At 69.8% G+C, this 25544-nt stretch carries 21 protein-coding genes and 3 tRNA genes; 14 read left to right on the top strand and 10 right to left on the bottom strand.

Annotated features, from left to right (window positions below):
- The first annotated feature begins 2 nt into the window (after positions 1-2).
- From A3Q40_RS18390 to A3Q40_RS18370, 5 genes are all read left to right on the top strand, one after another.
- Complete coding sequence (locus A3Q40_RS18390; protein WP_082834006.1) at positions 3-983, top strand: DUF3566 domain-containing protein; 981 nt, start codon at positions 3-5, stop codon at positions 981-983.
- 106 nt (positions 984-1089) lie between these two features.
- Positions 1090-1163, top strand: a tRNA-Ile gene (locus A3Q40_RS18385).
- A 123-nt stretch (positions 1164-1286) separates the two neighbouring features.
- Positions 1287-1359, top strand: a tRNA-Ala gene (locus tag A3Q40_RS18380).
- Positions 1360-1485: 126 nt separating this feature from the next.
- Complete coding sequence (locus A3Q40_RS18375) at positions 1486-2496, top strand: GGDEF domain-containing protein (RefSeq protein WP_068104398.1); 1011 nt, start codon at positions 1486-1488, stop codon at positions 2494-2496.
- Positions 2497-2626: 130 nt separating this feature from the next.
- Positions 2627-3943, top strand: a complete 1317-nt coding sequence (locus A3Q40_RS18370) for an alpha/beta hydrolase (RefSeq protein ID WP_068104396.1) — start codon at positions 2627-2629, stop codon at positions 3941-3943.
- A gap of 28 nt (positions 3944-3971) precedes the next feature.
- On the opposite strand, the gene A3Q40_RS18365 is transcribed toward A3Q40_RS18370, so the two are convergent.
- On the bottom strand, positions 3972-4352 hold the full coding sequence (locus A3Q40_RS18365; RefSeq protein WP_068104394.1) for a hypothetical protein: 381 nt from the start codon (positions 4350-4352) through the stop codon (positions 3972-3974).
- Positions 4353-4385: 33 nt separating this feature from the next.
- Between A3Q40_RS18365 and A3Q40_RS18360 the strand changes: the two genes are divergently transcribed.
- Together A3Q40_RS18360 and A3Q40_RS18355 are read left to right on the top strand one after the other, a co-directional pair.
- Positions 4386-4922 (top strand): peptidylprolyl isomerase, encoded by a 537-nt coding sequence (locus A3Q40_RS18360; protein ID WP_139203894.1) that lies wholly within the window; start codon positions 4386-4388, stop codon positions 4920-4922.
- Positions 4922-5803, top strand: coding sequence for a rhomboid family intramembrane serine protease (locus A3Q40_RS18355; protein ID WP_068104393.1), 882 nt, complete (start codon positions 4922-4924; stop codon positions 5801-5803). Before A3Q40_RS18360 ends, A3Q40_RS18355 begins: the two co-directional genes overlap by 1 nt.
- A gap of 22 nt (positions 5804-5825) precedes the next feature.
- Here the strand turns inward: A3Q40_RS18355 and A3Q40_RS18350 are convergent, their stop codons facing one another.
- Together A3Q40_RS18350 and crgA are read right to left on the bottom strand one after the other, a co-directional pair.
- Complete coding sequence (locus tag A3Q40_RS18350; protein WP_235606360.1) at positions 5826-6287, bottom strand: PH domain-containing protein; 462 nt, start codon at positions 6285-6287, stop codon at positions 5826-5828.
- A 69-nt stretch (positions 6288-6356) separates the two neighbouring features.
- Positions 6357-6620, bottom strand: coding sequence for a cell division protein CrgA (gene crgA, locus A3Q40_RS18345; RefSeq protein WP_068104391.1), 264 nt, complete (start codon positions 6618-6620; stop codon positions 6357-6359).
- Positions 6621-6784: 164 nt separating this feature from the next.
- Here crgA and A3Q40_RS18340 point away from each other — a divergent pair, with 164 nt between their 5' ends.
- Genes A3Q40_RS18340 through A3Q40_RS18325 form a run of 4 tightly spaced genes read left to right on the top strand, consistent with a single transcriptional unit; the run spans position 6785 to position 8306 of the window.
- A complete protein-coding gene (locus A3Q40_RS18340; protein ID WP_068104389.1) occupies positions 6785-7264 on the top strand; it encodes a DUF2975 domain-containing protein in 480 nt (159 codons plus the stop codon).
- Positions 7264-7473 (top strand): helix-turn-helix domain-containing protein, encoded by a 210-nt coding sequence (locus tag A3Q40_RS18335; protein ID WP_068104387.1) that lies wholly within the window; start codon positions 7264-7266, stop codon positions 7471-7473. The genes A3Q40_RS18340 and A3Q40_RS18335 overlap by 1 nt, the downstream gene beginning before the upstream one ends.
- Positions 7470-7664, top strand: coding sequence for a hypothetical protein (locus A3Q40_RS18330; RefSeq protein WP_068104385.1), 195 nt, complete (start codon positions 7470-7472; stop codon positions 7662-7664). The genes A3Q40_RS18335 and A3Q40_RS18330 overlap by 4 nt, the downstream gene beginning before the upstream one ends.
- 9 nt (positions 7665-7673) lie before the next feature.
- Positions 7674-8306 (top strand): aminodeoxychorismate/anthranilate synthase component II, encoded by a 633-nt coding sequence (locus tag A3Q40_RS18325; RefSeq protein ID WP_068104383.1) that lies wholly within the window; start codon positions 7674-7676, stop codon positions 8304-8306.
- A 21-nt stretch (positions 8307-8327) separates the two neighbouring features.
- On the opposite strand, the gene pknB is transcribed toward A3Q40_RS18325, so the two are convergent.
- The 7 genes from pknB to A3Q40_RS18290 form a co-directional block, all read right to left on the bottom strand.
- Positions 8328-10247, bottom strand: a complete 1920-nt coding sequence (pknB, locus tag A3Q40_RS18320) for a Stk1 family PASTA domain-containing Ser/Thr kinase (RefSeq protein WP_068104381.1) — start codon at positions 10245-10247, stop codon at positions 8328-8330.
- Positions 10244-11635 carry a protein kinase domain-containing protein gene (locus A3Q40_RS18315; protein WP_082834005.1) on the bottom strand — a complete coding sequence of 464 codons (1392 nt, stop codon included), beginning with the start codon at positions 11633-11635 and terminating at the stop codon, positions 10244-10246. Before A3Q40_RS18315 ends, pknB begins: the two co-directional genes overlap by 4 nt.
- Positions 11636-11643: 8 nt before the next feature.
- A complete protein-coding gene (locus A3Q40_RS18310; RefSeq protein WP_068104379.1) occupies positions 11644-13128 on the bottom strand; it encodes a peptidoglycan D,D-transpeptidase FtsI family protein in 1485 nt (494 codons plus the stop codon).
- Positions 13125-14582 (bottom strand): FtsW/RodA/SpoVE family cell cycle protein, encoded by a 1458-nt coding sequence (locus A3Q40_RS18305; protein WP_068106645.1) that lies wholly within the window; start codon positions 14580-14582, stop codon positions 13125-13127. Before A3Q40_RS18305 ends, A3Q40_RS18310 begins: the two co-directional genes overlap by 4 nt.
- Positions 14579-16153 carry a PP2C family protein-serine/threonine phosphatase gene (locus A3Q40_RS18300; RefSeq protein WP_068104377.1) on the bottom strand — a complete coding sequence of 525 codons (1575 nt, stop codon included), beginning with the start codon at positions 16151-16153 and terminating at the stop codon, positions 14579-14581. The genes A3Q40_RS18305 and A3Q40_RS18300 overlap by 4 nt, the downstream gene beginning before the upstream one ends.
- Complete coding sequence (locus A3Q40_RS18295) at positions 16150-16611, bottom strand: FHA domain-containing protein FhaB/FipA (RefSeq protein ID WP_068106642.1); 462 nt, start codon at positions 16609-16611, stop codon at positions 16150-16152. The genes A3Q40_RS18300 and A3Q40_RS18295 overlap by 4 nt, the downstream gene beginning before the upstream one ends.
- Positions 16612-16805: 194 nt before the next feature.
- On the bottom strand, positions 16806-18419 hold the full coding sequence (locus tag A3Q40_RS18290; RefSeq protein ID WP_068104375.1) for an FhaA domain-containing protein: 1614 nt from the start codon (positions 18417-18419) through the stop codon (positions 16806-16808).
- Between the two features lie 230 nt (positions 18420-18649).
- On the opposite strand from A3Q40_RS18290, the gene A3Q40_RS18285 reads away from it, so the two are divergent.
- The 3 genes from A3Q40_RS18285 to A3Q40_RS18275 all read left to right on the top strand — a co-directional run bounded on the left by A3Q40_RS18285 (position 18650) and on the right by A3Q40_RS18275 (position 25426).
- Positions 18650-18735: transfer RNA gene (locus A3Q40_RS18285), tRNA-Leu, on the top strand.
- Between the two features lie 630 nt (positions 18736-19365).
- Positions 19366-23967 (top strand): glutamate synthase large subunit, encoded by a 4602-nt coding sequence (gene gltB, locus A3Q40_RS18280; protein WP_068104373.1) that lies wholly within the window; start codon positions 19366-19368, stop codon positions 23965-23967.
- Complete coding sequence (locus A3Q40_RS18275) at positions 23960-25426, top strand: glutamate synthase subunit beta (protein ID WP_068104372.1); 1467 nt, start codon at positions 23960-23962, stop codon at positions 25424-25426. The genes gltB and A3Q40_RS18275 overlap by 8 nt, the downstream gene beginning before the upstream one ends.
- Positions 25427-25544 lie beyond the last annotated feature (118 nt).

The following is a 25544-nucleotide window of genomic DNA, read 5'->3' as shown; positions in this document are numbered from 1 at the left end:
CCGTGACCAGTCCCGACACGCCCGACACCGGCCGTTCCCCGCGGACCGACGCCGCGCCGACCGGTTCCGACGCTCCGCGTCCGCCGGGAACCGAGCGGTCCGACTCGACGTCGGCTCGTCCGTCCGCACCGCAGGGATCCGGTTCGCAGGGTTCCGGGCCGCAGGGACCGCAGCAATCGGCCCAGCCGGGCACCTCGCCGCAGCGTTCCCGGCCGCAGGGACCGAACCAGCCGGGCCCCCAGCAGTCGGGCCCCCAGCAGTCGGGTCCGCAGCAGCGACTCCCGCAGCAGGGACCGCAGCGGCAGCCGCAGACGAACCTGTCTCAGCATCCGGGCACGGGCCGTCCTGCGTCGGCCGGGTCGACGCCGACCGGTCCCCGTCCGCCGGCCACCGGAGATCGTGGACCGGCGGGTACACCGGCCGGTGGTCCGGGCCAGCAGGGTCGGCCCGACCGCGCCGCAGCGGCCGGCAAGGCCGCGGTCATCGACGGGCCGACGCGCAACATCGAGCGCAAGGATTTGCCGACGGACATGCCGGACCTGTCCACCGTTCGGCATCCCGCGCCCGAGCCGGCCCGGACCGAGCGGGTCGCTCCGGTGGCCACTCCGCGTCCTGCCGCACCCGGGGAACCGCTCCGGGCAACCGTGCAGGTACGCAAGCTCGACCCCTGGTCGATGCTGAAGCTGTCTCTGGTGATCTCGGTGTCGCTCTTCTTCGTGTGGATGGTGGCCGTCGGCCTGCTCTACCTGGTGCTGGACGGCATGGGTGTGTGGGACCGACTGAACAATGCGTTCTCCGACATCGTGGCGTCGTCCGGGGACGCCGGGCTGGTGTCGGCCGGTCAGATCTTCGGCTACGCGGCGGTGATCGGGCTGATCAACGTGGTGCTCTTCACCGCGTTGACCACCATCGGATCCTTCGTCTACAACCTGTCCTCCGATCTGGTCGGCGGACTGGAAGTGACTCTGGCAGACCGGGATTGACCGATCGCACGGTCGGGGCCGAGAAGCGTTTTGGTCCTGGCCGCGCGGTGCGGTAATCTCGTGCCTCGGTTCGGAAAGCGCAGCAGCGTGTGCCGAGCCGACGTGCGGGCCTATAGCTCAGGCGGTTAGAGCGCTTCCCTGATAAGGAAGAGGTCGGAGGTTCAAGTCCTCCTAGGCCCACGAACGAGTGTGGAGGTCACCGATGAAGTTCGTCCTCGCACTCGTGGTGGTCGCCGCGGCGGCCGCGGTCCGCGCCATCGTGCGCGAGAGTCGCGTCTGGCACTCGCTGCCGGACACCGAGACGGGGCCTTAGCTCAGTTGGTAGAGCGCTGCCTTTGCAAGGCAGATGTCAGGAGTTCGAATCTCCTAGGCTCCACTTTCTTCGTATCCCCCCGGAACGCCGCGCCGTCGGTCGTTCGCCCGGGACCTCACGGTCGGTTACCGACTATTCACCATGTGCGCGGTGTGACGTGATCACCCGCCGTCCCCGATACTGGCTCACGTGAACACAGCGCGACGCCTCGAAGCGTCCACCGCCCTGGTGGCGTATCTCGGTCTGACGTCGATCCTCTTCGTGGCGGGGGCCGTGGCCTTCTCCGGCACCACGTCCGGCACGGTCGTCATGATCGTCGTCGGTGTCGCGCAGTCCGTGGCCGCGGCCCTCGTCCACTTCGGCCCGCACCCCACTCCCACCCGCACCCTGGGAATCGCCACGGGAGTCGCGGTGGGAGGCCTGTGGGCGGTGTTCCTGACGTCCGACGGCGCGGTCGCCTACCTGCTCCTGACCCAGGCGGCCATGCTCCTCGCGATGCAACTGACCGGGTACTGGAGCGAGCGCGGTGGCTGGGTATGGGTTGTCGTGCTCCTCGCCGGATGCGTCGTCGCCGCCGCGTTGTCCCCGTCCACCATGCCCGCCGTCGCGTACCTGCTGACCGCGCTGGGCATCGTCGCCGCGGCGGAATTCTTCGGCAATCACAGTCGGCGAATGCGACATTCCGCGAACCGGGATCCCCTCACGGGCCTGCTCAACCGGCAGGGTCTCGAGGCGCGCGTGGAGAAGTTGCTGCCGACGTACGCCGCGCGGGGTCTGCCCGTCAGCATGGCCGTGCTGGATCTGGACAACTTCAAGACCGTCAACGACCGGTACGGACACATCGCCGGGGACGTCCTGCTCGAGCGCGTCGCCGCGTCGTGGCGTGCGCGGTTGCGCAAGGGCGACGTGCTGGGACGACTCGGCGGGGACGAGTTCGTGCTGTTCATGCCCGGTACCACCGAGCACGACGCCGCCGCGCTCCTCGACGAACTGCGCCTCGCCCATTCCGCGGAATGGAGCGTCGGCCTGGTCTGCATGCCGACGGTGCGGCGCTGGTCGGAGATCTACCGCGCCGCCGACGCCGAGCTGTACCGCGCCAAGCGGGCGCGGGGGGCGGATCGGACGGACCGTCCCGTGCCGCGGGCCGTCGTCGAGGACGCCGGCGCTCCCCTCGACGTGACTCGCCGGCCTCCTTCCTGACCTGACGACGTCGGAATTTCGCCTGCCCGGGGACAACCGCGCGCCCCGGGGATGAACCGCTCGCGTCGTCGGCGCTGTGCTGTCCACTGGACGTACGGGGGTCGTCGAGACGGTGAGGTGGGGCGGATTCGTGTGGCAGGCACAGGACATGTGGCGGCGGGGGCGGGCACTCATGGTGGCGGCGGTGGGCCTCGAGACCGTGCGCGATCGCGTGGCGACGACGACGCGCGTGGCGGGGTGGTCCGGAGCGGCCGCGACGGCCGCGGCCGCCGAGTCGACGACGCTGGTCGCCGGCTTCGAGGAGGCGGTGTCGTCGTTGCGCCGCGTCGAAGCCGTCGTGACCGACGCGGGTGACGAGCGGGCGTCGCTCGATCGGTGGGGCCGACCGGACGCGGACGTGCTCGCCGAACTGGATGCGCGCGTCGCCGGGGCGCTGCGGCAGACGGTGGTCGACCCCGGCGGCTCGCCTCGGGCCGAGCGGCCGGACGACGGCGTCGCGGTCGATGCCGCCGACGTGCTCGATGCGGTCCTGAGGGCCAGGTTGGCCGCCGACCGGGACTCGCTCCGGGAGGTCGAGCGGGATCTCGCCGCCGAGGTCGACCGGTCCTTCCTCGGCGGGGTCTTCACCGACGCCGACGCAGGGTTGGCCGAGACCCGTGATCGGCTGGCCGCTCTCGAGGCCACGCTCGCCGTGCTGGCACTGCCCGGGCGTCGACTCGTGCACTACGAGCAGGGGCCGCACCGCACCACGGTGGCCGTCGCGGTGGGAGCGGTGGAGTCGGCCGATCGCGTTGCCGTGTTCGTCCCGGGTGCCGGGACCACGGTGGGCGGAGATCTGGCCGAGCGCGACGCGGAGACCGCGAGAATCGTGGCCGAGGCCGGGCGGCGCGCCGTCTCCGCGGTCGCCGGCATCACGTGGCTGGGGTACGAGGCGCCGGCCTGGAACGCCGAACTCGTCGATCCTGCCCGCTCGGTGGCCGGCCTCGGGCCGGCGCGTGCCGGTGCCGCCGCACTGGCGGATGCTCTGCGGGCATTGGACCTGCCGCGGCACGATGTCGACGACGGTCCCCGTGTGTCGATCGTCGCGCACTCGTACGGAACGGTCCTGGCGGCGGAGGCCCTCCGGGACGGCGGTTCGGCGGACGCGGTGGTGCTCATGGGGTCGCCGGGGTGGAACGACCCGCCGCCCGACGCTCCCGCGCCGTACGTGCTGGAAGTGGCGACCGACCCGGTGGCCGATCTGGGCCGATTCGGCACCGATCCGAGCGAACTTCCCACCGCGACCGTCCTGGCGACCGACGGAGCCGTCGGGCACGGCGCTTATCTCGACGAGGGCAGTGTGTCCGCGTCCAACGTCGCGGCCGTCGTGGCAGGAACGGAGGTGGTGCGGGGGTCGCGCTCGACCGACGTCGCCGACGTACTCCGCTTCCTGCTGAGGCTGTGGTGAGCGACGACGCCCGTCGAGGACCCGGGTACTACGGCTGCGGCGTCGGGCGCGACCCGTTCACGGGCGTGTCCAGACGCGGCGGCTCGGCTGCCGGAGGCGGCAATTCCGTGCGCCGCGATCGAGCGGCGGCCACCGCGCCCGCTGCCGCGGCGGCAGCCAGTCCGAGCAGACCCCACCGGACCACGCGGGACCGACCCGACCGGCGCTTCCGGGCGGGCCGCGGTGCGCGGACCGGCGCCGACGCGGCACTCTCGTCGCGTGCCCGAGCGCGGCGCGCTCGCAGAACCTGCACACCCTTGCGGGTCACCACGAATCCCGTGGCAGCCGGGCCCTTCGCCAGGGTGGTCGCCGTCTCGCGGGCGATGCCCAGCGCCTTCTTCGCGGTCGCACGATCCGGTGCTGTCGTCATGCCTTCACCTTCGCACATCGGACGCCTGGCACGATGGACGACGTGACTTCACCTCTTCAGACCCAGACAGCGACGCTGCACACCAACCGCGGCGACATCCAGATCGCGCTCTTCGGCAACCACGCGCCGAAGACCGTCGAGAACTTCGTCGGGCTCGCGCAGGGCACCAAGGAGTACACCACCAAGAACGCCGCCGGCACGTCGGAGGGCCCGTTCTACGACGGCGCGATCTTCCACCGCGTCATCGCCGGATTCATGCTGCAGGGTGGCGACCCCACCGGTACCGGCACCGGCGGTCCCGGCTACAAGTTCGCTGACGAGTTCCACCCGGAACTGTCCTTCGACCGCCCGTACCTCTTGGCGATGGCGAACGCCGGCCCCGGCACCAACGGATCGCAGTTCTTCATCACCGTCGGACCGACCCCGCACCTGAACCGTCGCCACTCCATCTTCGGCGAGGTCGTCGATCCGGCGTCGCAGAAGGTCGTCGACGAGATCGCCGTGACGCCCACGGGACGCGGTGACCGTCCGGTCGACGACGTCGTCATCGAGCGCGTCACCATCTCCTGATGACCACACCTGGCTGGGGCGGCGCTCCGATGCCGCCCCAGCCGGGCTGCGTCCGTCATCCGAACGTTCCCACCGGGCTGTCCTGTACCCGTTGCGGGCGTCCCGCGTGTCCGCAGTGTCTGCGCGCCGCCTCGGTGGGTCAGCATTGCGTCGACTGCGTCGCCGCCGCGGAGGCCTCGGTCCCGCGGGCCCGCACGATGGCCGGCGGCACACTGCGCACCGGCGTCGCGACGCCCGTCGTGACCTACGTGGTGATGGCGATCAACGTCGTCGTCTACGCCCTGACCGCCGCGCAGGCGGGCGGCGTCGGGAATCAGGCGAGTTCGCTGTTCCGGTCGTTCGCGCTGGTGCCGATCCTGGTCGCCGACGGCGACTACGCGCGCGTCGTCGGCAGCGGTTTCCTGCACTCGGGCATCGTGCACCTCGCCGTGAACATGTTCGCGCTGTACATCATCGGCCGCGACTGCGAGCCCGTGCTCGGCCGCGCCCGCTACCTCGCGGTGTACGGAGTCTCCCTGCTCGGCGGCGCCGCGGCCGTGATGTGGCTGGCATCGCCCGTCTCCGCCACCGTCGGCGCCTCGGGGGCGGTGTTCGGACTGTTGGGCGCCCAGGCCGTGATCCTCGTGCGGCTGCGTCGGAGTCCGACGCCCGTGCTCGCCGTCATCGGACTGAATGTTGTGCTGTCCATCGCGATCCCCGGCATCTCGTTGTGGGGACACCTGGGCGGTCTCGCCGCGGGAGCGGCCGCCACCGCGGCCGTGCTGTTCCTGCGCGGCGGTGACCCCGCGCGGACACGAGTGCTCGGGTGGATCGGAGTGGGCGCAGTAGGCCTGCTGGCCGTTCTCGCGATCGTGGTGCGGGCGGGCGTGCTGCTCGGCTGAGCGCACGGCTGTCGTTGCCGCGTCAGCGGGAGGAGAAGCCCTCGGGAACCCACCCGGCGTCGTCGAGCTCGTCGAACACCGTCCGCGGATCCGTGCCCAGATCCCACCGGCCGAGGATGACCAGCCGTTCCGAGGCGTCGGGTTCGCGGAGATCCATCTCGATCATCGGCACCCGCCGCCCCAGGCGCGGGTACGGCACCAGTCGAATGGTGTCGACGTCGCCGCGGCGGTAGGTGCGGACACCGCGCAGACCCTTGACGTGCAAGGCGTCGTCCGTGAGCGAGAGCTGGGGGCGACGGCGCAGCCCGACGCCGGCCAGTCCCAGCGCGCAGAGCGCAGCAAGTCCGATCAACACCTGCCCCGGGGTGTCACCCGTGGTCATCACGGCTGCGACCAGCAGCGCCAGCCCGCCGAGCGCCAGAACGACGATCAGGGCCGGTGGCGTTCCCCACGCGCGAACCGGGCCCGGGGACAATTCATCCACAGGAGTTATCCACACTGTTGATGAACAACATCGATGTCATTCGCGCGCGCACGACGTCGTTACCGCCGGTCACCGCCACTTCATCGTCATGACGAGACCGATGATCCAGAAGCCGAAACCGATGAGCAGGTTCCAGGCCCCGAGGTCCGCCATCCATCCGATGCTGTCCTGGGCGAGGTAGTACACGATGAGATACACCAAACCGAGCAGCATGAAACCGAACATCACCGACAGGTAGAGAGTGCTCGACGGCGCGGCCTTGACCTTGACGGGCGTGCGGTTGGTCGGATCGAGCGTGTAATCGGTCTTCTTGCGGACCTTCGACTTCGGCATCGGACTTCCTCTGCTCTCGGTGGGGCGGGCTCTCGGTGGGGGGCTTTCGGTGGCTCTCACCTCGCAGAACACTCTATCGCCGCGTGCCCTCGGCTCCGGGCGAGGAGCGAAGACGTGTGAACCAATCGATTGACAATCGATAGTTCTGCGTCGATAGTCGATGCATGTCCATCGAACATCGAGTGGTGCCGCTGCTGCGTCTCGTTCTCGTCGTCCTGTTCGCCGTGCTGGTCTTCCTGCAGGTCTTCTCCCTGCCCGGACAGTTCGCGCACCTCGCGGAGGAGTCACCGGCGGACGCCGGCCTGCGCTGGCCGCTCACGGCCGTGTCGATCTACTGGGTGCTCTGCATCCAGGTCGTGGTGGTCGCCACGTGGAAGTTGCTCACGCAGGTGCAGCGGAACACGATCTTCACGACGTCGTCGCGACGGTGGGTGAACGCCATCCTCGGCGCCATCGTCGCCGCCTGGGCGGTCCTGGTGGTCGTGTTCCTGGCGGTGGGATTCACCGCGACCGATCCGGGACTGCCGCTGCTGCTCTTCCTGTTGGTCGTGGTCGTCGCGGTCGCCGCTCTCCTCATGGTCGTCATGCGGGCTCTGCTGCGGCAGGCCACCGATCTGCGGTCCGATCTGGACACGGTGATCTGATGCCCATCGTGGTGCGGCTCGACGTGGAACTGGCCCGTCGCAAGATCGGTGTCGGAGAGTTCGCCGAGCAGGTCGGCCTCACGCCCGCCAACCTGGCCGTGCTCAAGAACGGGCGGGCACGGGCGATCCGGTTCAGCACCCTCGAGGCGATCTGCCGGGTGTTGGAGTGTCAACCGGGCGATCTGCTCGAGTGGGTGGAGGAGGAATGACGCTGCGGTGGGTGGACGCCGTCGTCACCGTCGTCGTCGTGGCGGTCGGCGTCGCGGCCGTGATCGCCGGCGGTGTCGACGACTCACCGGGCCTCCAGGGTCTCGGAGTGATGGTCGTGATCGGGTCGGTCGCCCTGGCGGTGCGTCGCGCCCGACGACGCCGACACGGCGGGCACCGACCTCGCGATTAGGCTGGTCGTATGCGCATCCTCGTGGTCGACAACTACGACAGCTTCGTGTTCAACCTGGTCCAGTACCTGGGTCAGCTCGGCACGCGCCCGACCGTGCTGCGTAACGACGATCCCGAACTCCTCGACGTGGACGCCGCGGTCGCGCGGGCCGACGGCGTTCTGCTCAGCCCCGGGCCGGGAACGCCCGATCGGGCCGGCGTCACGATGGACATGGTCCAGGCGTGCGCACGAACCGCGACGCCGGTGCTCGGGGTGTGCCTCGGCCACCAGGCGATCGGAGCCTCGTTCGGCGGAGTCGTCGAGCGCGCTCCCGAGTTGCTGCACGGGAAGACCAGCCGGGTCCACCACACGGGTCTCGGCGTGTTGGCAGGCCTGCCGGACCCGTTCACCGCCACCCGCTACCACTCGCTGACGGTGCGTCCGGACACGATCCCCGACGAGCTGGAGGTCACCGGAACCACCGAGACCGGCATCGTCATGGCCATGCGGCACCGCGAACTGCCCGTCCACGGTGTGCAGTTCCATCCGGAGTCGGTCATGACCGAGGGCGGTCACCGCATGCTGGCCAACTGGCTCGCCGTCTGCGGCGAGGGCCCGTCCGACACGCTGGTCGACACCCTCGAGGGGGCCGTCCGGATCTGAGGCCGTGCGAAAAAACGAGCCTCAGATGCCGAACCGACCGATCGACACCCCGATCCGCGCGGTCTTCCCTAGCGGCTGTCCCTCCGGAACCGCCTGCTGCTGAATGCGATTGACCTGACCGGTGTCGAGGGTCGGCACGTCCACCTGGTCGAGGTCGGACACCGTGCCCTGCCACCCGGCGGCACGCAGGGTGTCGACGGCTTGCACCGGTGTCTGCCCGGTGATGTCCGGAACCGTGAACTGGCTCCCATTGGACACCGACACCGAGACCGTGTCGCCTTCGCTCGCCGTACCGCCACCGGCCGGCGAGGTCGAGACCACCTCACCGGCGGGGCGGGCCGAGTCGACGCTGCGGCGATCCACGACGAAGCCCGCGCCGGCGAGGTTCGGCTGCGCCACCTCGATGTTCTGACCGACCACGTCGGGCACCCGAATCTGCCGCGGGCCGGACCCCAGCGTGATGCGCACGGCCGACCCCTGCACCATCGTCGACCCGCGGGCGGGCTCCTGGGAGACCACCTTGTCGATCTGGTCGCGCGACGACGCCGCCCGCCCGACGTCGGGATCGAGCGTCAGGCCCGCCTGATCGAGAGCTGCGGCCGCGGCGTCGCTGGTCAGCCCGGTCAGCGAGGGAACCTGGATCTGCTCGGGGCCGGTCGAGAGCTCGAGGACGAGAGTGCTGTTCTCGTCGACGGTGGTGCCGGAGACCGGCCGGGTCCCGATGACGGCGCCCTCGGGCACCGTCGGATCGGTGCGCTGCTGCACGTCCACGCGGAAGCCCGCGTTCTCCAGTGTGGTGCGCGCGTCGTCCGGGGAGAGGGCCGAGACGTCCGGGACGGTCACCGAGCGGGGATCGGCGCCGGGGCCGAGGTTCCACAGGAACAACCCGACGATGCCGACGACGACGATGGCGGCCACCGCGGCGAGCACGACCTTGACGCGGCTACGCGGCCCGTCGTCGGGCTCCGGCTCGGCGTGGCGACCCGTCGCGCGGGGCGGCGGTGCGTCGGTCGGCCCGCGGTCCGGCGCGCGCCCGGTGTCCGAGCCGCCGAAGATGGTGGTGCGATCCTCGTCGCTCATGACGACCGGAGCGCTGGGGCGCTGCCCGCCGAGGACGCGGATCAGGTCCGACCGCATGTCCGCCGCACTCTGGTAGCGGTTGGCCGGGTTCTTGCTCATCGCCTTGAGGATGATCGAGTCGAGTGCCCCCGGAACCTCCGTGTTCACCGACGACGGCAGGCGCGGGTCCTCGCGCACGTGCTGGTACGCCACGGCGACCGGGGAATCACCGGTGAACGGCGGCTCGCCGGTGAGGATCTCGAAGAGCACGCAGCCGAGGGAGTACACGTCGGATCGAGCGTCCACCTGTTCGCCGCGCGCCTGCTCGGGCGAGAGGTACTGCGCCGTGCCGATCACGGCGGCGGTCTGCGTCATGGGGCTCGAGCTGTCGGCGATGGCCCGGGCGATGCCGAAGTCCATCACCTTCACGGCACCGGCGCGGTTGATCATGACGTTCGCCGGTTTGACGTCCCGGTGCACGATGCCGTTGCGGTGGCTGAAGTCGAGCGCCGCACAGACGTCGGCGATGACTTCCATCGCGCGCTTGGGCGCCATGGGTCCCTCGGATCGGACGATGTCCCGCAGGGTCTCGCCGTCGACGTACTCCATGACGATGTACGGCAGCGGGCCCGTCTCGGTCTCGGCCTCGCCCGTGTCGTACACCGCGACGATGGCGGGATGGTTCAGCGCGGCCGCGTTCTGCGCCTCGCGCCGGAACCGCAGGTAGAACGTGGGGTCACGCGCGAGATCCTGACGCAACACCTTGATGGCGACATCGCGGTCCAGGCGTCCGTCCCGGGCGAGATGCACTTCGGACATGCCGCCGAAGCCGAGGATTTCGCCCAGGTCGTACCGGGCGGACAGCTTGCGAGGGGTCGTCACCGTCCCCCTCCCGGTCCGTTGCCGTTCCCGTTGCCGTTGCCGTTCCCGCCGCCGTTGCCGATGCCGCCGAGTCCGGGGATGTCGAACAGTCCGCCCGGGGTGGTCGTGGTGGTGGTCGTGGTGGTGGGCTCGGTGGTGGTCGGCTCCGTGGTGGTGGGCTCGGTGGTGGTCGTCGTGGTCGTCGTGGTGGTGGTGGTCGTGGTCGTCGGCCGGGTCGTGGTGGTGGTCGGCTCGGTCGTCGTCGGTGCCACCGTGGTGGTCGACGTGGTCACCGGGACGGTGGGTCCGCCGCCGCTCTCGGAGAACACGAACAAGCCGAACGCGACGATGGCCGCGAGAAGCAGGAGTCCGGCTGCCGCCCAGGCCAGCGCCTTCTGGCCGGGCGACATGCCGCCACGATCGGGCTCCGGGTCACGCGGAGCCGCGGCCCCGTACCGACCGGCCGCGGTGCTCATCATCCGGGTGCTGCTCGGACCGCCCGCGGCGACCGGCGGCACCACGCGGGTGGTTCCGGTGGCGGACCGGGGCGTGCCCGGCGCCGGGGGGCGACGACCGGCCCGCACCGCGGCGACCGCGTCGGCGAACTCGCCGCCGTTCGCGTACCGCGCCGCCGGGTCCTTGGTCATGGTGATCTCGACCAGCTCGCGCACCTGCGGAGGCAGGTCCGCCGGCAACGGCGGGGCGGCGTCGCGGACGTGTTTCATGGCCACCGTGAGTGCGCCGTCCCCGACGAAGGGACGGTGACCCGAGACCGCCTCGTATCCCACGACACCCAGGCTGTAGACGTCGGACGCCGAGGTGGCGTCCTGACCCAACGCCTGCTCGGGCGCGATGTACTGCGCGGTCCCCATCACCATGCCGGTGCGTGTGACCGGGGAGGCGTCGACCGCCTTCGCGATGCCGAAGTCGGTGATCTTCACCGTGCCGTCGGGCGTGATCATGATGTTGCCCGGCTTGACGTCGCGGTGCACGATGCCCGCTCGGTGGGCCGCCTGCAGGGCGCGGCCCGTCTGTTCGAGCATGTCCAGGGCGTGCACCAGCGGCAGCCGCCCCATGCGTCCGAGCACCGCGTTCAGCGGCTCACCGATCACGAGTTCCATGACCAGGTACGCCAGCGACTGACCGCTCGGGTCGCGCACCTCGCCGTAGTCGAAGATGTTGGCGATGCCGGGGTGATTGAGCAGCGCGGTCGTGCGTGCCTCGATGCGGAACCGCTCCACGAACTCCGGATCGTCGGAGAACTCGGGCTTGAGAATCTTCACCGCGACCCGACGATCGAGACGGTTGTCCGTCGCCTCCCACACCTGGCCCATACCGCCGGTGGCGATGAGTCGGATCAACCGGTAGCGGTCCGCCACGAGGGCACCGTTGTTCAGTCCACCGTTCATCCCGTGGCTCACCTCCCCTGCAATCCGGCGCCGAGTACGGCCCGCGCCACCGGAGCCGCGACCGACCCGCCGGTGGCCGCGAGGGCGCGGTCACCGCCGTCCTCGACGATGACGGCGATCGCGATCTTCGGATCCTCCGCGGGTGCGAACGCGATGTACCAGGCGTGCGGCGGGGTGTTGCGCGGGTCGCTGCCGTGCTCGGCGGTGCCTGTCTTCGACGCGATCTGCACCCCGGGGATCCGGCCCTCGGAACCGGAGTTGTTCTCCGCTCCGATCATCAGGTCGGTGAGGGTGCCGGCGACCTCCGGTGAGACGGCCTGGCCCAGCGACGTCGGTTCGGTGGTGTCGAGCGTGGACAGATCGGGTGCCTGGAGCTGCGCGACGAGATGCGGGGCCATGCGCACACCACGATTCGCGATGGTCGCGGCGATCTCGGCGTTCTGCAGCGGCGTGAGGGCGACGTCCCGCTGGCCGATGCTCGACTGCCCGAGCGCGGCGTCGTCGGGAATGTCCCCGACGGTGCTGGGCGCGACCGGCAGGGGCACGGACTGGCTCTCGCCCACGCCGAACGCCGCCGCGGTGTCGGACACGGCGCCCGCACCGGCGTCGATGCCGAGCTCGACGAAGGCGGTGTTGCACGATCGCGCGAAAGCCTCGCGCAGAGACGCGGTGGCGCCGCCGCCGCAGGTCGCTCCGTTGTAGTTCTCGAGCGTCGTCGAGGTACCGGGCAGCGTGATGTCCGGTGCCGCCGTCAGCTGCGTGTCGGGGGACGCGCCGTCCGCGAGGGCGGCTGCGGTGACGACCACCTTGAACGTCGAGCCCGGCGGGTAGGTCTGCGAGATCGCCCGGTTCACCAGGGGGTTGGTGGGGTCCTGGCTGAGCCGTTCCCAGGCTGCGGCCGTCTGTTCACCGTCGTGCGACGCCAGTTCGTTGGGGTCGTAACTCGGCGTCGAGACCATCGTGAGGATCTTGCCCGTGGACGGCTCGATGGCCACCACGGATCCGGTGTAGCCCTTGCTGGTCAGCTGGTCGTAGGCGACCTGCTGCATCACGGGGTCGATGGTGGTGACCACGTTGCCACCGCGGGGGTCGCGGCCGGCCAGCAGGTCGAAGAACCGTTTGCCGAACAGCCGGTTGTCCGACCCGTTGAGGATGGGGTCCTCCGCCCGCTCGAGCCCCGTGCTCGAGTAGAGCATCGAGTAGAAGCCGGTGACCGGCGCGTTGGCCAGTGCGCTCGACGGCGCTGCGGGGTTGGACGGGTAGGTCCGCAGGTACTTGTACCGATCGTCCGTCGCGACGGACGCGGCCAGGACCTGGCCGCCGCTCGAGATCTGTCCGCGCTGACGGGCGTACTCGTCCAACAGAACACGCGAGTTCCGCGGATCGGTCCGGAGATCGTCGGCCTTGATCACCTGGACGTAGGTGGCATTGGCGAGCAGCACGACGACCATGGCCATGATGCCGATCGCGACGCGGCGCAGGGGTGTGTTCACGGGCGCTTCACCACCTGGGTGGGTGCGTCACCGATCTGCGGGCCGGTCGGTCCGCGCTTCTGCGGAACGACGGGCGCGCGGGCAGCGTCGGAGATCTTGATCAGCAGGGCCACGAGAACGTAGTTGGCGAGCAGGGACGAGCCTCCGTAGGACATGAAGGGGGTGGTGAGACCGGTCAGCGGGATCAGCTTGGTCACCCCGCCCACCACGACGAACAGCTGCACGGCGATGATGACGGACAGTCCGGCCGCGAGCAGCTTGCCGAAGCTGTCGCGCACGGCCAGGGCGGTGCGGACGCCGCGCAGGACGAACAACAGGTACAGCATGAGCACGGCGGCGAGCCCGATCAGGCCCAGCTCCTCGCCGACGGTCGCGATGATGAAGTCGGTGTTGGCGAACGGCACCTGCGACGGGCGACCGCTGCCGAGACCGGTGCCGCCCATGCCCCCGGTGGCGAGACCGAACAGCGACTGCGAGATCTGGTACCCGGTGTCGTTGTAGTCCGCGAACGGGTCGAGCCAGGTGTCCGTACGGATCTTCACGTGCCCGAAGGTGTTGTAGGCGAGCACGAATCCGGCCAGCAGCAGCGTCAACCCCACGACGATCCACCCGACGCGCTCGGTGGCGATGTAGATCATCACCAGCACCGTCGAGTAGATGAGCAACGACGTGCCGAGGTCCTTCTGGAACACGAGGACCCCGATGGAGACGATCCAGGCGACCACGATCGGACCGAGATCGCGCGCTCGGGGCAGATCCATGCCCAACACGTGCTTGCCGGCGGTCGTGAAGAGCTCACGTTTGGCCACCAGGACGGAGGCGAAGAAGATCAACAGCGCGATCTTGGCGAACTCACCGGGCTGAATGCTGAAGCCGGGCAGCCGGATCCAGATCTTGGACCCGTTGACCTCGGAGAGAGAAGCCGGCAGGACGGCGGGCAGCGCCAGGAAGAGCAGGCCGCCGAGGCCGAGGGTGTAGCCGTAGCGCGCGAGGGTGCGGTAGTCGCGGACGAGGACCAGCACCGCGACGAAGCACGCGATACCGAGGGCCGTCCACAGGACCTGCTGGTTCGCGTCCGGTGACGGCGCATCCGTGCCGAGGTACCGCGCGGATTCTTCCGCGGCGAGGTCGAGTCGGTGGATGAGCACCAGGCCGAGTCCGTTGAGCAGCGCCACGATGGGCAACAGCAGCGGATCAGCGTGCGTGGCGAACCGGCGCACCGCGGCGTGGGCGACGACGAACATCGCGAGGTACGCCAGACCGTACTTCGCCAGGTCCCAGGTCACGGCCTGCTCTTGGCTGGCCTCGACCAGCACGAAGGACAGCGTGGTGATCAAAGTCGCCGCCGCGAGGAGTGCGGCCTCGACACCACGCCGCGTGGACTGCGGCGGTGCCGGCGCGAATCCACCGGGAGGGCTGGGGAAGGACGGCGAGGACTGCGAGGGTGCCGTCATCGAGTGCCCACCCGGCACGTCTGGCCCACCACGGGGGTGGGGGTCGGCGTGGGCGTGACCGTCTCCGTGGGCGGTGCGGTCTCCGTGGGCGGGGCCGCCGGGTCACCCGGGGCCGGCGTCGGAAGGCCGGTCGTGGTGGGGACGGTGGAGGTGGTGGGCGATTCCTCGCACACCGGCAGCAGATCCGTCGACACCAGGCGAGTGACCTGGGAACGCGCGTCGTCCAGCGTGCCGGACGGCAGTCCGGACCGCACCTGCTCGCGGGCCGACGGCTGCAGATCGTCCACACCGAGGATGCGGCAGTCGCCCGCATCGGACGGCGACCGCAGTTCGACGGTCGCGGGCTCCGGTTCCGGTTCGGGTTCCGGCGCGGGCGTCGGTTCGCCGGTCGGGGCCGCGTCGGTCGGTGCTGCGGCACCCGGCACCGGGGCCGGCGTGGTCGGCGTCGGGGTCGTCGTGGTGGTGGCCGAGGACGACGATTCGGTGGGCGACTCGCGCACGCAGCCGACCAGGTCCACGGTCTGGAGCGAGTACCCCAGCACGGAACCGGGCACGCCGCGCATGACCGCGACCCGTCCGTCGTCCGTGCCGACGTAGTAATTGCGTTGCAGCAGTGACCAACCGACGATGGCGCCGGCGGCGAGCAGGGCCACCAGCGCGACCGACGTCAGGATCCACCGGAGCTTGTGCGACTTCTTCTCCGGTTCCGGCGGCGGGGCCGGCGCGACCCGCTTCGGCGTCGACCGCGGGGGGCGCATCGCCGCTGCGCGGCCGGCGGCGGTGTTGGGCGGCGGAGCGTCCTCGTCGTCGTCCATCGACGCCGCGCCGGCGAGAATCGGGTGCGACTGGCCGTAGTCGAGGTCGATGACATCGGCGACGACGACCGTGACGTTGTCCGGCCCGCCACTGCGCAGCGCGAGCTCGATGAGCCGGTCGGCGCACACGTCGTTCTCGCCCTCGCGCAGGGTGTCCGCGATGGTCTCGCTGCTCACCACGTCGGACAGACCGTCCGAGCACAGCAGGTAGCGGTCGCCCGCACGCGCCTCACGGACGGTCAGCGTGGGTTCGATCTCGTTGCCCGTCAACGCCCGCATGATGAGCGAGCGCTGCGGGTGCGAGTGGGCCTGCTCGGCGGTGATACGACCCTCGTCGACGAGCGACTGGACGAAGGTGTCGTCGCGCGTGATCTGGGTCAGCTCATCGTCCCGCAACAGGTAGGCGCGCGAGTCGCCGATGTGGACCAGGCCGATCTTGCGTCCGCCGAACAGGATCGCGGTCAGGGTGGTGCCCATGCCGTCGAGTTCGGGGTCCTCCTCGACCTGCTCGGCGATGGTGGCGTTGCCCTCGCGGGTCGCGCGCTCGAGCTTGCCCAGCAGGTCGTCGCCGGGCTCGTCGTCGTCGAGATGCGCCAGCGCGGCGATCATCAGCTGCGAGGCGACCTCGCCCGCGGCGTGGCCGCCCATGCCGTCGGCCAGGGCCAGCAGGCGCGCGCCGGCGTACACCGAGTCCTCGTTGTTGGACCGTACGAGGCCCCGGTCGCTGCGTGCGGCGTAGCGGAGAACGAGGGTCACGGGCGCAACTCGATCACGGTCTTGCCCACGCGGACGGGCGTTCCCAGCGGTACCCGCACGGCCGTCGTCACCTTCACGCGGTCCAGGTACGTGCCGTTGGTCGATCCGAGATCCTCGACGTACCAGTCGCTCCCGCGCGGCGACAGACGGGCGTGGCGCGTGGACGCGTAGTCGTCGGTGAGTACCAGCGTGGAATCGTCCGCCCGCCCCATGAGCACCGGCTGCGTGCCGAGGGTGATGCGGGTACCGGCGAGCGAGCCCTGAGTGACCACCAGGTACTTGGCCACCTTCTGCTTACGGCCCGGCAGGGAGACCGGTGTCTTCCGCGACCGAGGGGGAACGCGGAGTCCGGACGCGGCGTAGATGTCCGAGCGCAGGGTGCGCAGGACTGCCCAGACGAACAGCCACAGCACCACCAGGAAACCCGCACGCGTGAGTTGTAGAACGAGTCCTTGCACAGCGATCACCTCCTCGTTCCACCGGTGGGTCGGCCGACGGTGTGCCGTCGGCGCGGGCGACGTCGACGGCAATGCGCCGACACGGACGTTCCGGCGCACGCGTCACGTGTGCCATCTCGCAGCATCATAGGGGCAGGGGGTGACAGCGAGGTCACACGCGCACCGGGACGCGGTGGCGTTCCCCGTGCACCGGATCAGACGATGCGCACCAGGATCTCGGAGTGACCGGCCCGCACGACGTCGCCGTCCGCGAGCTGCCAGTCCTGCACCGGCGAACCGTTGACGGTGGTGCCGTTGGTGGAACCAAGATCGGACAACGTCGCCACGCGACCGTCCCAGCGCACCTCGAAGTGGCGACGCGACACCCCGGTGTCGGGCAGGCGGAAGTGGGCGTCCTGACCGCGGCCGACGATGTTGGCCCCGTCGCGCAACTGGAACTGCCGGCCGCTGCCGTCCTCGAGCGACAGGGTCGCCGTAGCGGTCCCGGCGGGGGCGTCGTGCAGGTCGGGAGCCCGGTATCCCTGCGTCGACGGACCCTCGTCCGCGGCGGCTGCGTCGTAGGCGGCGCCGTACGCACGCTGGTCGTGCCCCGGCCGGTCGTACGCCTGCCGGTCCCAGTCGCGGTCGTCGGTGTCGGGCCGGCCGTAGCCCGGGCCGTAACCCTGCCGGTCGTAGTCGGGCCGGCCGTGGTCCTGCCCGTAACCCTGCCGGCCGTACCCCTGCTGTCCGTAGTCGGGCCGGCCGTAGTCCTGCCCGTAGCCCTGCTGGCCGTAACCCTGCTGGCCGTAACCCTGCTGGCCGTAACCCTGCTGGCCGTAACCCTGATCGGGCCGGCCGTACGGGCGAGGATCGGGACCCGGACGACCGTAGCCGCCCTGCTCGTAGCCGCGCTGGTCGTAGCCGCCCTGCTCGTAGCCGCGCTGGTCGTAGCCACCGTGCTCGTAGCCGCGCTGGTCGTAGCCACCGTGCTCGTAGCCGCGCTGGTCGTAGCCGCCCTGCTCGTGACCGCGTGGCGGCGGGTAGCCGCCCTGCTCGTACCCGCCCGGCCGGTAACCGCGCGGATCCCGCTCGTAGCCGCCCTGGTCGTAGGCACCCTGTTCGTGACCGCCGCGATCGCCGCGGTCCGGACCCGGTGCGCCGTGTGGAGGCTGAACGCCACCGCGGGGACGCGCATCCGCCGCGGGCCGACCGGGGTAGCCGGCCGGCGGGCGAACGCGGTTCTCCGACTCAACGCCCGACGCGGTCTCGCCCGGGTAGGCGCTGCCGTTGCGTGGGCCGTGGGTGACGGATCCGGCCTCGCGGTCGGGCTCGTCGCCCTCGGTGCGATTCCCGGGATTCTGAGTCATGGAGACGGCTCCTGATGTCGACGGGGTGGGGCGGTGGGGTCGGTCTCGAGTCTGACGTGCGTCGGCGGCGGGGCCGTGGTCGGTCCCCGCATCCGGATTCACGCGGCCGGCGGTGCGGAACTGGCCGGTGTGGAGGGTCGGTGCGGCCTCGAAATGCACGGCGACGGTGCCGTACGTCTGCCACCCCTGCTCGGTGATGTAGTCCTGTAGGTGCCGGGAGAAGGCGCGCGTGGTCAGATCCTGATCGGAGGCGAGGCGCTCGTGATCGGCCGGGCTGATGGTGATGACGAAGTCGTTGGGGGCGAGCACGTGACCACCGTCGAGGGTGCGCACACCGCTCAGGGCTTCCTGCCGCAGCGCGGCCTCGACCTCCGCCGGCACCACCCCGCCGCCGAACACGCGCGCGAAGGCGTCGCCGACGGCGCTCTGCAGTTTCCGCTCGAACCGCTGAACCACTCCCACGTCACCCTCCCTCGATCGTGCTCGGGCCGATTGTTTCTCGGTCACGGCTGTGCTTCGGACACGGCTGCGTGTCCCGGCGGTCCGGGACGGCACATTCATGCTATACGCCGGAATCCGTCGGTCGACCCGGCCGCGACCCCGAGAAACGGGCGAACGGTCCGGACGGACCACCGCGGCTCCCGGCGATTTCGGCCCGCGACGACGGCCGTGCTACCGTTCTCGGGTCGCTCGGGCGAGTGGCGGAATGGCAGACGCGCTGGCTTCAGGTGCCAGTGTCCTTCGGGACGTGGGGGTTCAAGTCCCCCTTCGCCCACCACGCTGGCCGTAGCTGATTCTCATCGCTGCGGCCAGTAGTCGTTTCCGGGTGTATCCGGCGGTCCCGTTCTCGGTTGCTCTCGTTCGCTCTGCGTTGTGGCGCTCTTCTCTCTGTTGCGCTGCGTGTCGTCCCGGTATCGTCGGTGTTGCGTGACCGTGTCCGCATTCGCCCGATTCCCGGGCCGTGCAGACCGGGTCGGCCACCCGGACCGCCCACGTCGGCGGGTGGACCGAATGGTCACGACGCCGTGCAACGACGCCCGGCGGCCCACGTACCGTCGTAGCTTTCGACGTCGTCGCAGGTGAGGGCCGTGAAGGTAACCCTTGTTTGTGAATTCGTCGGGGTGCTGACCTATCGTTTTCCTCGCGGGGTGGACCCACAAGCACTCCCCCCTGCCCGGAAACACCCGGCCGAGCGTTCGGCGCGCTGCTCGAGCACCATCATCGAGCGGGGCGTTCGCGCCGGCCGACAGCCCGATCCGAGTGTGTGTTCAACGGCGAACCCGCTCTCGAACCGCCCCGCGGCGGCTCCCGATCGCCTCGTGCGCTCCCTCTCGTCTCGACGAGCGTGCCGGAGGAGTCCAGGACGACGACGCGGATTCTGGCTCGACTCGCAGTGAGGCAAGACACCATGCAGATTCCCGGTCACCGGTACCCAGCAGCACAGGGCCTCTACGACCCCGCCCACGAACACGACTCCTGTGGCGTCGCGTTCGTCGTCGACATGTACGGCCGTCGCAGCCGCGACATCGTCGACAAGGCGATCACCGCACTGGTCAATCTCGAACACCGCGGCGCGGCCGGCGCCGAGCCCAACACCGGTGACGGCGCCGGCATCCTGATCCAGGTGCCCGACGCGTTCTACCGCGCCGTCGTGGACTTCGAGCTGCCCGCCGAGGGTGCCTACGCCACCGGTATCGCCTTCCTCCCGCAGGCGCGCGCCGCGGTGCAGGAGGCGGTCGAGGGCGTCGAGCGCATCGTCGTCGAGGAGGGCCTCGAGGTCCTGGGGTGGCGCACGCTCGAGACCGACGACACGTCGCTCGGCGCGCTGGCCCGCGACGCGATGCCGACGTTCCGGCAGATCTTCGTCGCCGCACCGGATCGGTCGCTCACCGGGCTCGACCTCGAGCGCCGGGCATTCGTCGCCCGCAAGCGCGTCGAGCACGAGCTCGGGACCGAGGGCCCGGGCAAGGACGGTCCCGGCCGCGAGTCGGTCTACTTCCCGTCGCTGTCCCCGTCGACGATCGTCTACAAGGGCATGCTGACGACGCCGCAGCTCAAGGGTTTCTACCTCGACCTGCAGGACGAGCGCGTCGAGAGCGCCCTGGGTCTGGTGCACTCCCGCTTCTCCACCAACACGTTCCCCTCGTGGCCGCTCGCGCACCCGTTCCGTCGTGTCGCGCACAACGGTGAGATCAACACCGTCACCGGCAACGAGAACTGGATGCGCGCTCGGGAGGCGCTGATCGACTCGGACGCCTTCGGCGGCCGGGAGAAGCTCGACGCGATCTTCCCCGTGTGCACGCGCGGCGCCTCCGATACCGCGCGGTTCGACGAGGTGCTCGAGTTCCTGCACCTGGGTGGCCGCAGCCTGCCGCACGCGGTGCTCATGATGATCCCGGAGGCCTGGGAACATCACGAGACCATGGACCCCGCCCGTCGGGCGTTCTACCAGTTCCACTCGACGCTGATGGAGCCGTGGGACGGCCCCGCATCGGTGTGCTTCACCGACGGCACCGTCATCGGCGCCGTGCTCGACCGCAACGGCCTGCGTCCCTCGCGACTGTGGGTCACCGACGACGGCCTGGTCGTCATGGCGTCCGAGGTCGGCGTGCTCGACATCGAGCCGTCGCGCATCGTGAAGAAGGTCCGTCTGCAGCCCGGCCGCATGTTCCTCGTGGACACCGCGCAGGGCCGCATCGTCAGCGACGACGAGATCAAGGACGAACTCGCGGCGGAGCACCCGTACCAGGAGTGGCTGGACCAGGGACTGCTCACGGTCGACGAGCTGCCCGAGCGGCCGCACGTGCACATGTCGCACGATCGCGTGCTCATCCGTCAGCAGATCTTCGGCTACACCACCGAGGAGTTGAACGTTCTCCTCGCTCCCATGGCGAAGACGGGTGCCGAGGCCGTCGGTTCGATGGGCACCGACACGCCCGTCGCGGTGCTCTCGGCTCGCCCCCGCATGCTCTTCGACTACTTCTCGCAGCTCTTCGCGCAGGTGACCAACCCGCCGCTGGATGCCATCCGCGAGGAAGTGGTGACCAGCCTCGGCGGCACCATCGGTCCGGAACGGGATCTGTTGCAGCCCACCGCCGAGGCGTGCCGCCAGATCGTGCTCAACTCGCCAATCCTGCACAACGACGAGCTGGCCAAGCTCGTCCACATCAACGACGACGGCAACCTCGACGAGCTGCGCTCGGTCGTCGTCCGCGGGCTCTATCCGGTCGCGGAAGGCGGTGAGGGACTGCGTCGTTCGCTCGAGATCATCCGTGCGCAGGTGTCCGCGGCCATCGCCGGGGGCGCCCGCATCGTGATCCTCTCGGACCGCGAGTCCAACGAGAAGCTGGCGCCGATCCCGTCGCTGCTGCTCACCTCGGCGGTCCACCATCACCTGGTGCGCGAGAAGACGCGCACCAAGGTCGGTCTGATCGTCGAGGCCGGTGACGCCCGCGAGGTGCACCACATGGCCACGCTCGTCGGATTCGGTGCGGCCGCGGTCAATCCGTACATGGCGTTCGAGTCCATCGAGGACATGATCGAGCGCGGCAACCTGCAGGGCGTCGAGTACGACGCCGCCGTGCGCAACTACATCAAGGCCGCCGGCAAGGGTGTGCTCAAGGTGATGTCGAAGATGGGCATCTCCACGCTCGCGTCGTACACCGGTGCGCAGCTCTTCCAGGTCATCGGTCTGTCGCAGGACCTGGTCGACGAGTACTTCCACGGTGTCACCTCGCCGCTCGGCGGCATCGACCTCGACCAGATCGCCGCCGACGTGGCGGCACGCCACGGTATTGCTTACCTGGACAACAAGTTCGAGCGCGCCCATCGCGAGCTCGAGACGGGTGGCGAATACCAGTGGCGTCGCGAGGGCGAGTACCACCTGTTCAACCCGGACACCGTGTTCAAGCTCCAGCACGCGACGCGCACCGGTCAGTACCGCGTGTTCAAGGAGTACACGCAGATGGTGGACGACCAGTCGGAGCGACTGGCGTCGCTGCGCGGGTTGTTCCGCTTCCGTACCGAGGGTCGGAACCCGATTCCCCTCGAGGAAGTCGAGTCGGCGCGCGAGATCGTCAAGCGCTTCTCCACCGGTGCGATGAGCTACGGATCGATCTCCGCCGAGGCTCACGAGACGCTCGCCATCGCGATGAACCGCCTCGGCGGTCGGTCGAACTCCGGCGAGGGCGGCGAGGACGTCGCGCGTTTCACGCCGGACGAGAACGGCGACTCGCGGCGGTCGGCGATCAAGCAGGTCGCGTCGGGCCGTTTCGGCGTCACCTCGAACTACCTGACCAACTGCACCGACATCCAGATCAAGATGGCGCAGGGAGCCAAGCCCGGTGAGGGCGGCCAGCTTCCGGCGCACAAGGTGTACCCGTGGGTGGCCGAGGTCAGGCACTCCACGCCGGGCGTGGGTCTGATCTCGCCGCCCCCGCACCACGACATCTACTCGATCGAGGATCTCGCGCAGCTGATCCACGACCTGAAGAACGCGAACCCGTCGGCACGCATCCACGTCAAGCTCGTCTCCGAGATCGGCGTGGGCACGGTCGCCGCCGGCGTGTCGAAGGCTCACGCGGACGTCGTCCTCATCTCGGGCCACGACGGCGGCACGGGCGCGACGCCGCTCACCTCCGTCAAGCACGCGGGTGCGCCGTGGGAGCTCGGCCTGGCCGAGACCCAGCAGACGTTGCTGCTCAACGGACTTCGCGATCGCATCGTGGTGCAGGTGGACGGCCAGCTCAAGACCGGCCGCGACGTCATGGTCGCCGCCCTGCTCGGCGGCGAGGAGTTCGGTTTCGCCACCGCCCCGCTGGTGGTCTCGGGCTGCATCATGATGCGCGTCTGCCACCTCGACACCTGCCCGGTGGGCGTCGCCACGCAGAACCCGGTGCTGCGCAAGCGGTTCGCGGGCCAGCCGGAGTTCGTCGAGAACTTCTTCCTCTACATCGCCGAGGAGGTCCGGGAGTACCTGGCGGAGTTCGGCTTCCGCACGCTGGACGAGGCCGTCGGTCAGGTCGGCCTGCTCGACACCACCGCGGCCAAGGAGCACTGGAAGGCGTCGAAGCTCGACCTGTCGCCGATCCTGGACCAGCCCGAGTCGGCGTTCATGAACCAGGACCTGTACTGCACGGGCACCCAGGATCATTCGCTGGACAAGGCGCTGGACCAGCAGCTCATCACCCAGAGCCGGGAGGCCCTGGACTCGGGCGAGAAGGTGCAGTTCACCACGCGGATCACCAACGTCAACCGCACGGTGGGCACGATGCTCGGCCACGAGCTGACCAAGAAGTACGGTGCCGACGGCCTGCCCGACGACACCATCGACATCACCTTCACCGGGTCCGCCGGCAACAGCTTCGGTGCGTTCGTGCCGAAGGGCATGACGCTGCGCCTCGAGGGTGACGCCAACGACTTCGTCGGCAAGGGTCTGTCGGGCGGACGGATCGTCGTGCGCCCGTCGCGCGACGCCAACCCGGACTTCGTCGCGGAGAACAACATCATCGCCGGCAACGTCATTCTCTTCGGGGCCACCGAGGGCGAGGCGCTGATTCGCGGTGTCGTCGGCGAGCGGTTCGCGGTGCGCAACTCCGGCGCCACCGCCGTCGTCGAGGGTGTGGGTGACCACGGCTGCGAGTACATGACCGGTGGCAAGGTGGTCATTCTCGGCGAGACCGGCCGCAACTTCGGTGCCGGCATGTCCGGCGGCGTGGCGTTCGTGTTCGATCCGAACTCGACCTTCGAGGCCAACTTGAACACCGAGCTGGTGGACATCGAAGCCCTCGAGGGCGACGAGTTCGCGTGGCTCAAGGACGCGGTCACCCGCCACCGCGACCAGACCGGATCCGAGGTCGCGGAGCGCATCCTCGCCGATTGGTCGCAGCAGGTGAATCACTTCGTGAAGGTGATGCCGCGGGATTACAAGAAGGTACTGCTCGCCATTTCGGAAGCCGAGAAGAACGGCGCCGACGTGGACGAGGCGATCATGGAGGCAGCTCGTGGGTGACCCGCAGGGATTTCTGAAGAACACGTCCAGGGAACTGCCGAAGCGCCGTCCCGTCGACCTGCGTCTCATGGACTGGAAAGAGGTCTACGAGGACTTCTCGACGGACACGCTGCGGACGCAGGCCAGCCGCTGCATGGACTGCGGTATCCCGTTCTGCCACAACGGGTGTCCGCTGGGGAACCTCATTCCCGAGTGGAACGACCTGGTGTACAAGGACCGGTGGCGCGAGTCCATCGACCGGCTGCACGCCACGAACAACTTCCCGGAGTTCACCGGGCGGTTGTGCCCGGCGCCGTGCGAGGCGTCGTGCGTCCTGGGCATCAACCAGGATCCGGTGACCATCAAGCAGGTCGAGGTCGAGATCATCGACCGCGCCTTCGACGAGGGTTGGGTCCAGCCCGTCTACCCGACGTACCTCACCGGCAAGACGGTGGCTGTGGTCGGCTCGGGTCCGGCGGGACTCGCTGCGGCGCAGCAGCTCACGCGGGCCGGTCACACGGTCACGGTCTTCGAGCGCGCCGACCGCATCGGCGGTCTGCTCCGCTACGGCATCCCCGAGTTCAAGATGGAGAAGCGGCACATCGATCGCCGCATCGCGCAGATGGAGGCCGAGGGCACCATCTTCCGCACCGGCGTGAACGTCGGTGTCGACATCACGGCCGCGGACCTGCGGGCGCAGTTCGACGCCGTCGTCCTCTCCGGCGGTGCCACCAAGGCCCGTGATCTGGAGGTGCCCGGCCGCGAGTACGGCGGCATCCACCAGGCCATGGAGTTCCTGCCGTGGGCCAACCGGGTGCAGCTCGGCGATGCCGTCACCGACGCCAACGGCCAGCCGCCGATCACCGCGCGGGGCAAGAAGGTCGTCATCATCGGCGGCGGCGACACCGGCGCGGACTGCCTGGGCACGTCGCACCGTCAGGGTGCGGCCAGCGTCCACCAGTTCGAGATCATGCCGCGCCCGCCCGAGGAGCGTGCCGACTCCACGCCGTGGCCGACGTACCCGTTGGTGTACCGCGTGTCCTCGGCTCACGAGGAGGGTGGCGAGCGGGTGTTCTCGGTCAACACCGAGAAGTTCACCGGCGAGAACGGCATCGTCACCGGGCTCGACGCGCACGAGGTCGAGTTCAAGGACGGTCGCTTCCACAAGGTGGAGGGGTCAGACTTCCACCTCGAGGCCGACCTGGTGTTGCTCGCGATGGGCTTCACCGGTCCGGAGAAGCCCGGTCTGCTCACCGACCTCGGTGTGAACCTCAACGAGCGCGGCAACGTCGCCCGCACGGACAAGTGGAACACCAACGTCGAGGGCGTGTTCGTGGCCGGTGACATGGGCCGCGGCCAGTCCCTGATCGTGTGGGCCATTGCCGAGGGCCGTTCCGCCGCCTCCGCGGTGGACAGCTTCCTCATGGGCAAGACCGCCCTGCCGGCGCCGATCACGCCGACGCAGATGGCGCAGCGCTAGCGAGAACCACCGTCAGCACCCCCTCCCGTCGTCATGGGAGGGGGTGCTGACGTGTGTCGGGTGTCCTTTGCGAGTTCTTCCACACGATTGCGCCGAGAACCGCGAATCCGCGGAACGG

The sequence above is a fragment of the Rhodococcus sp. PBTS 1 genome (assembly GCF_001620025.1).
Classification (GTDB): Bacteria; Actinomycetota; Actinomycetes; order Mycobacteriales; family Mycobacteriaceae; genus Rhodococcoides; species Rhodococcoides kroppenstedtii.
This window is presented reverse-complemented; position numbering and strand designations above follow the sequence as displayed.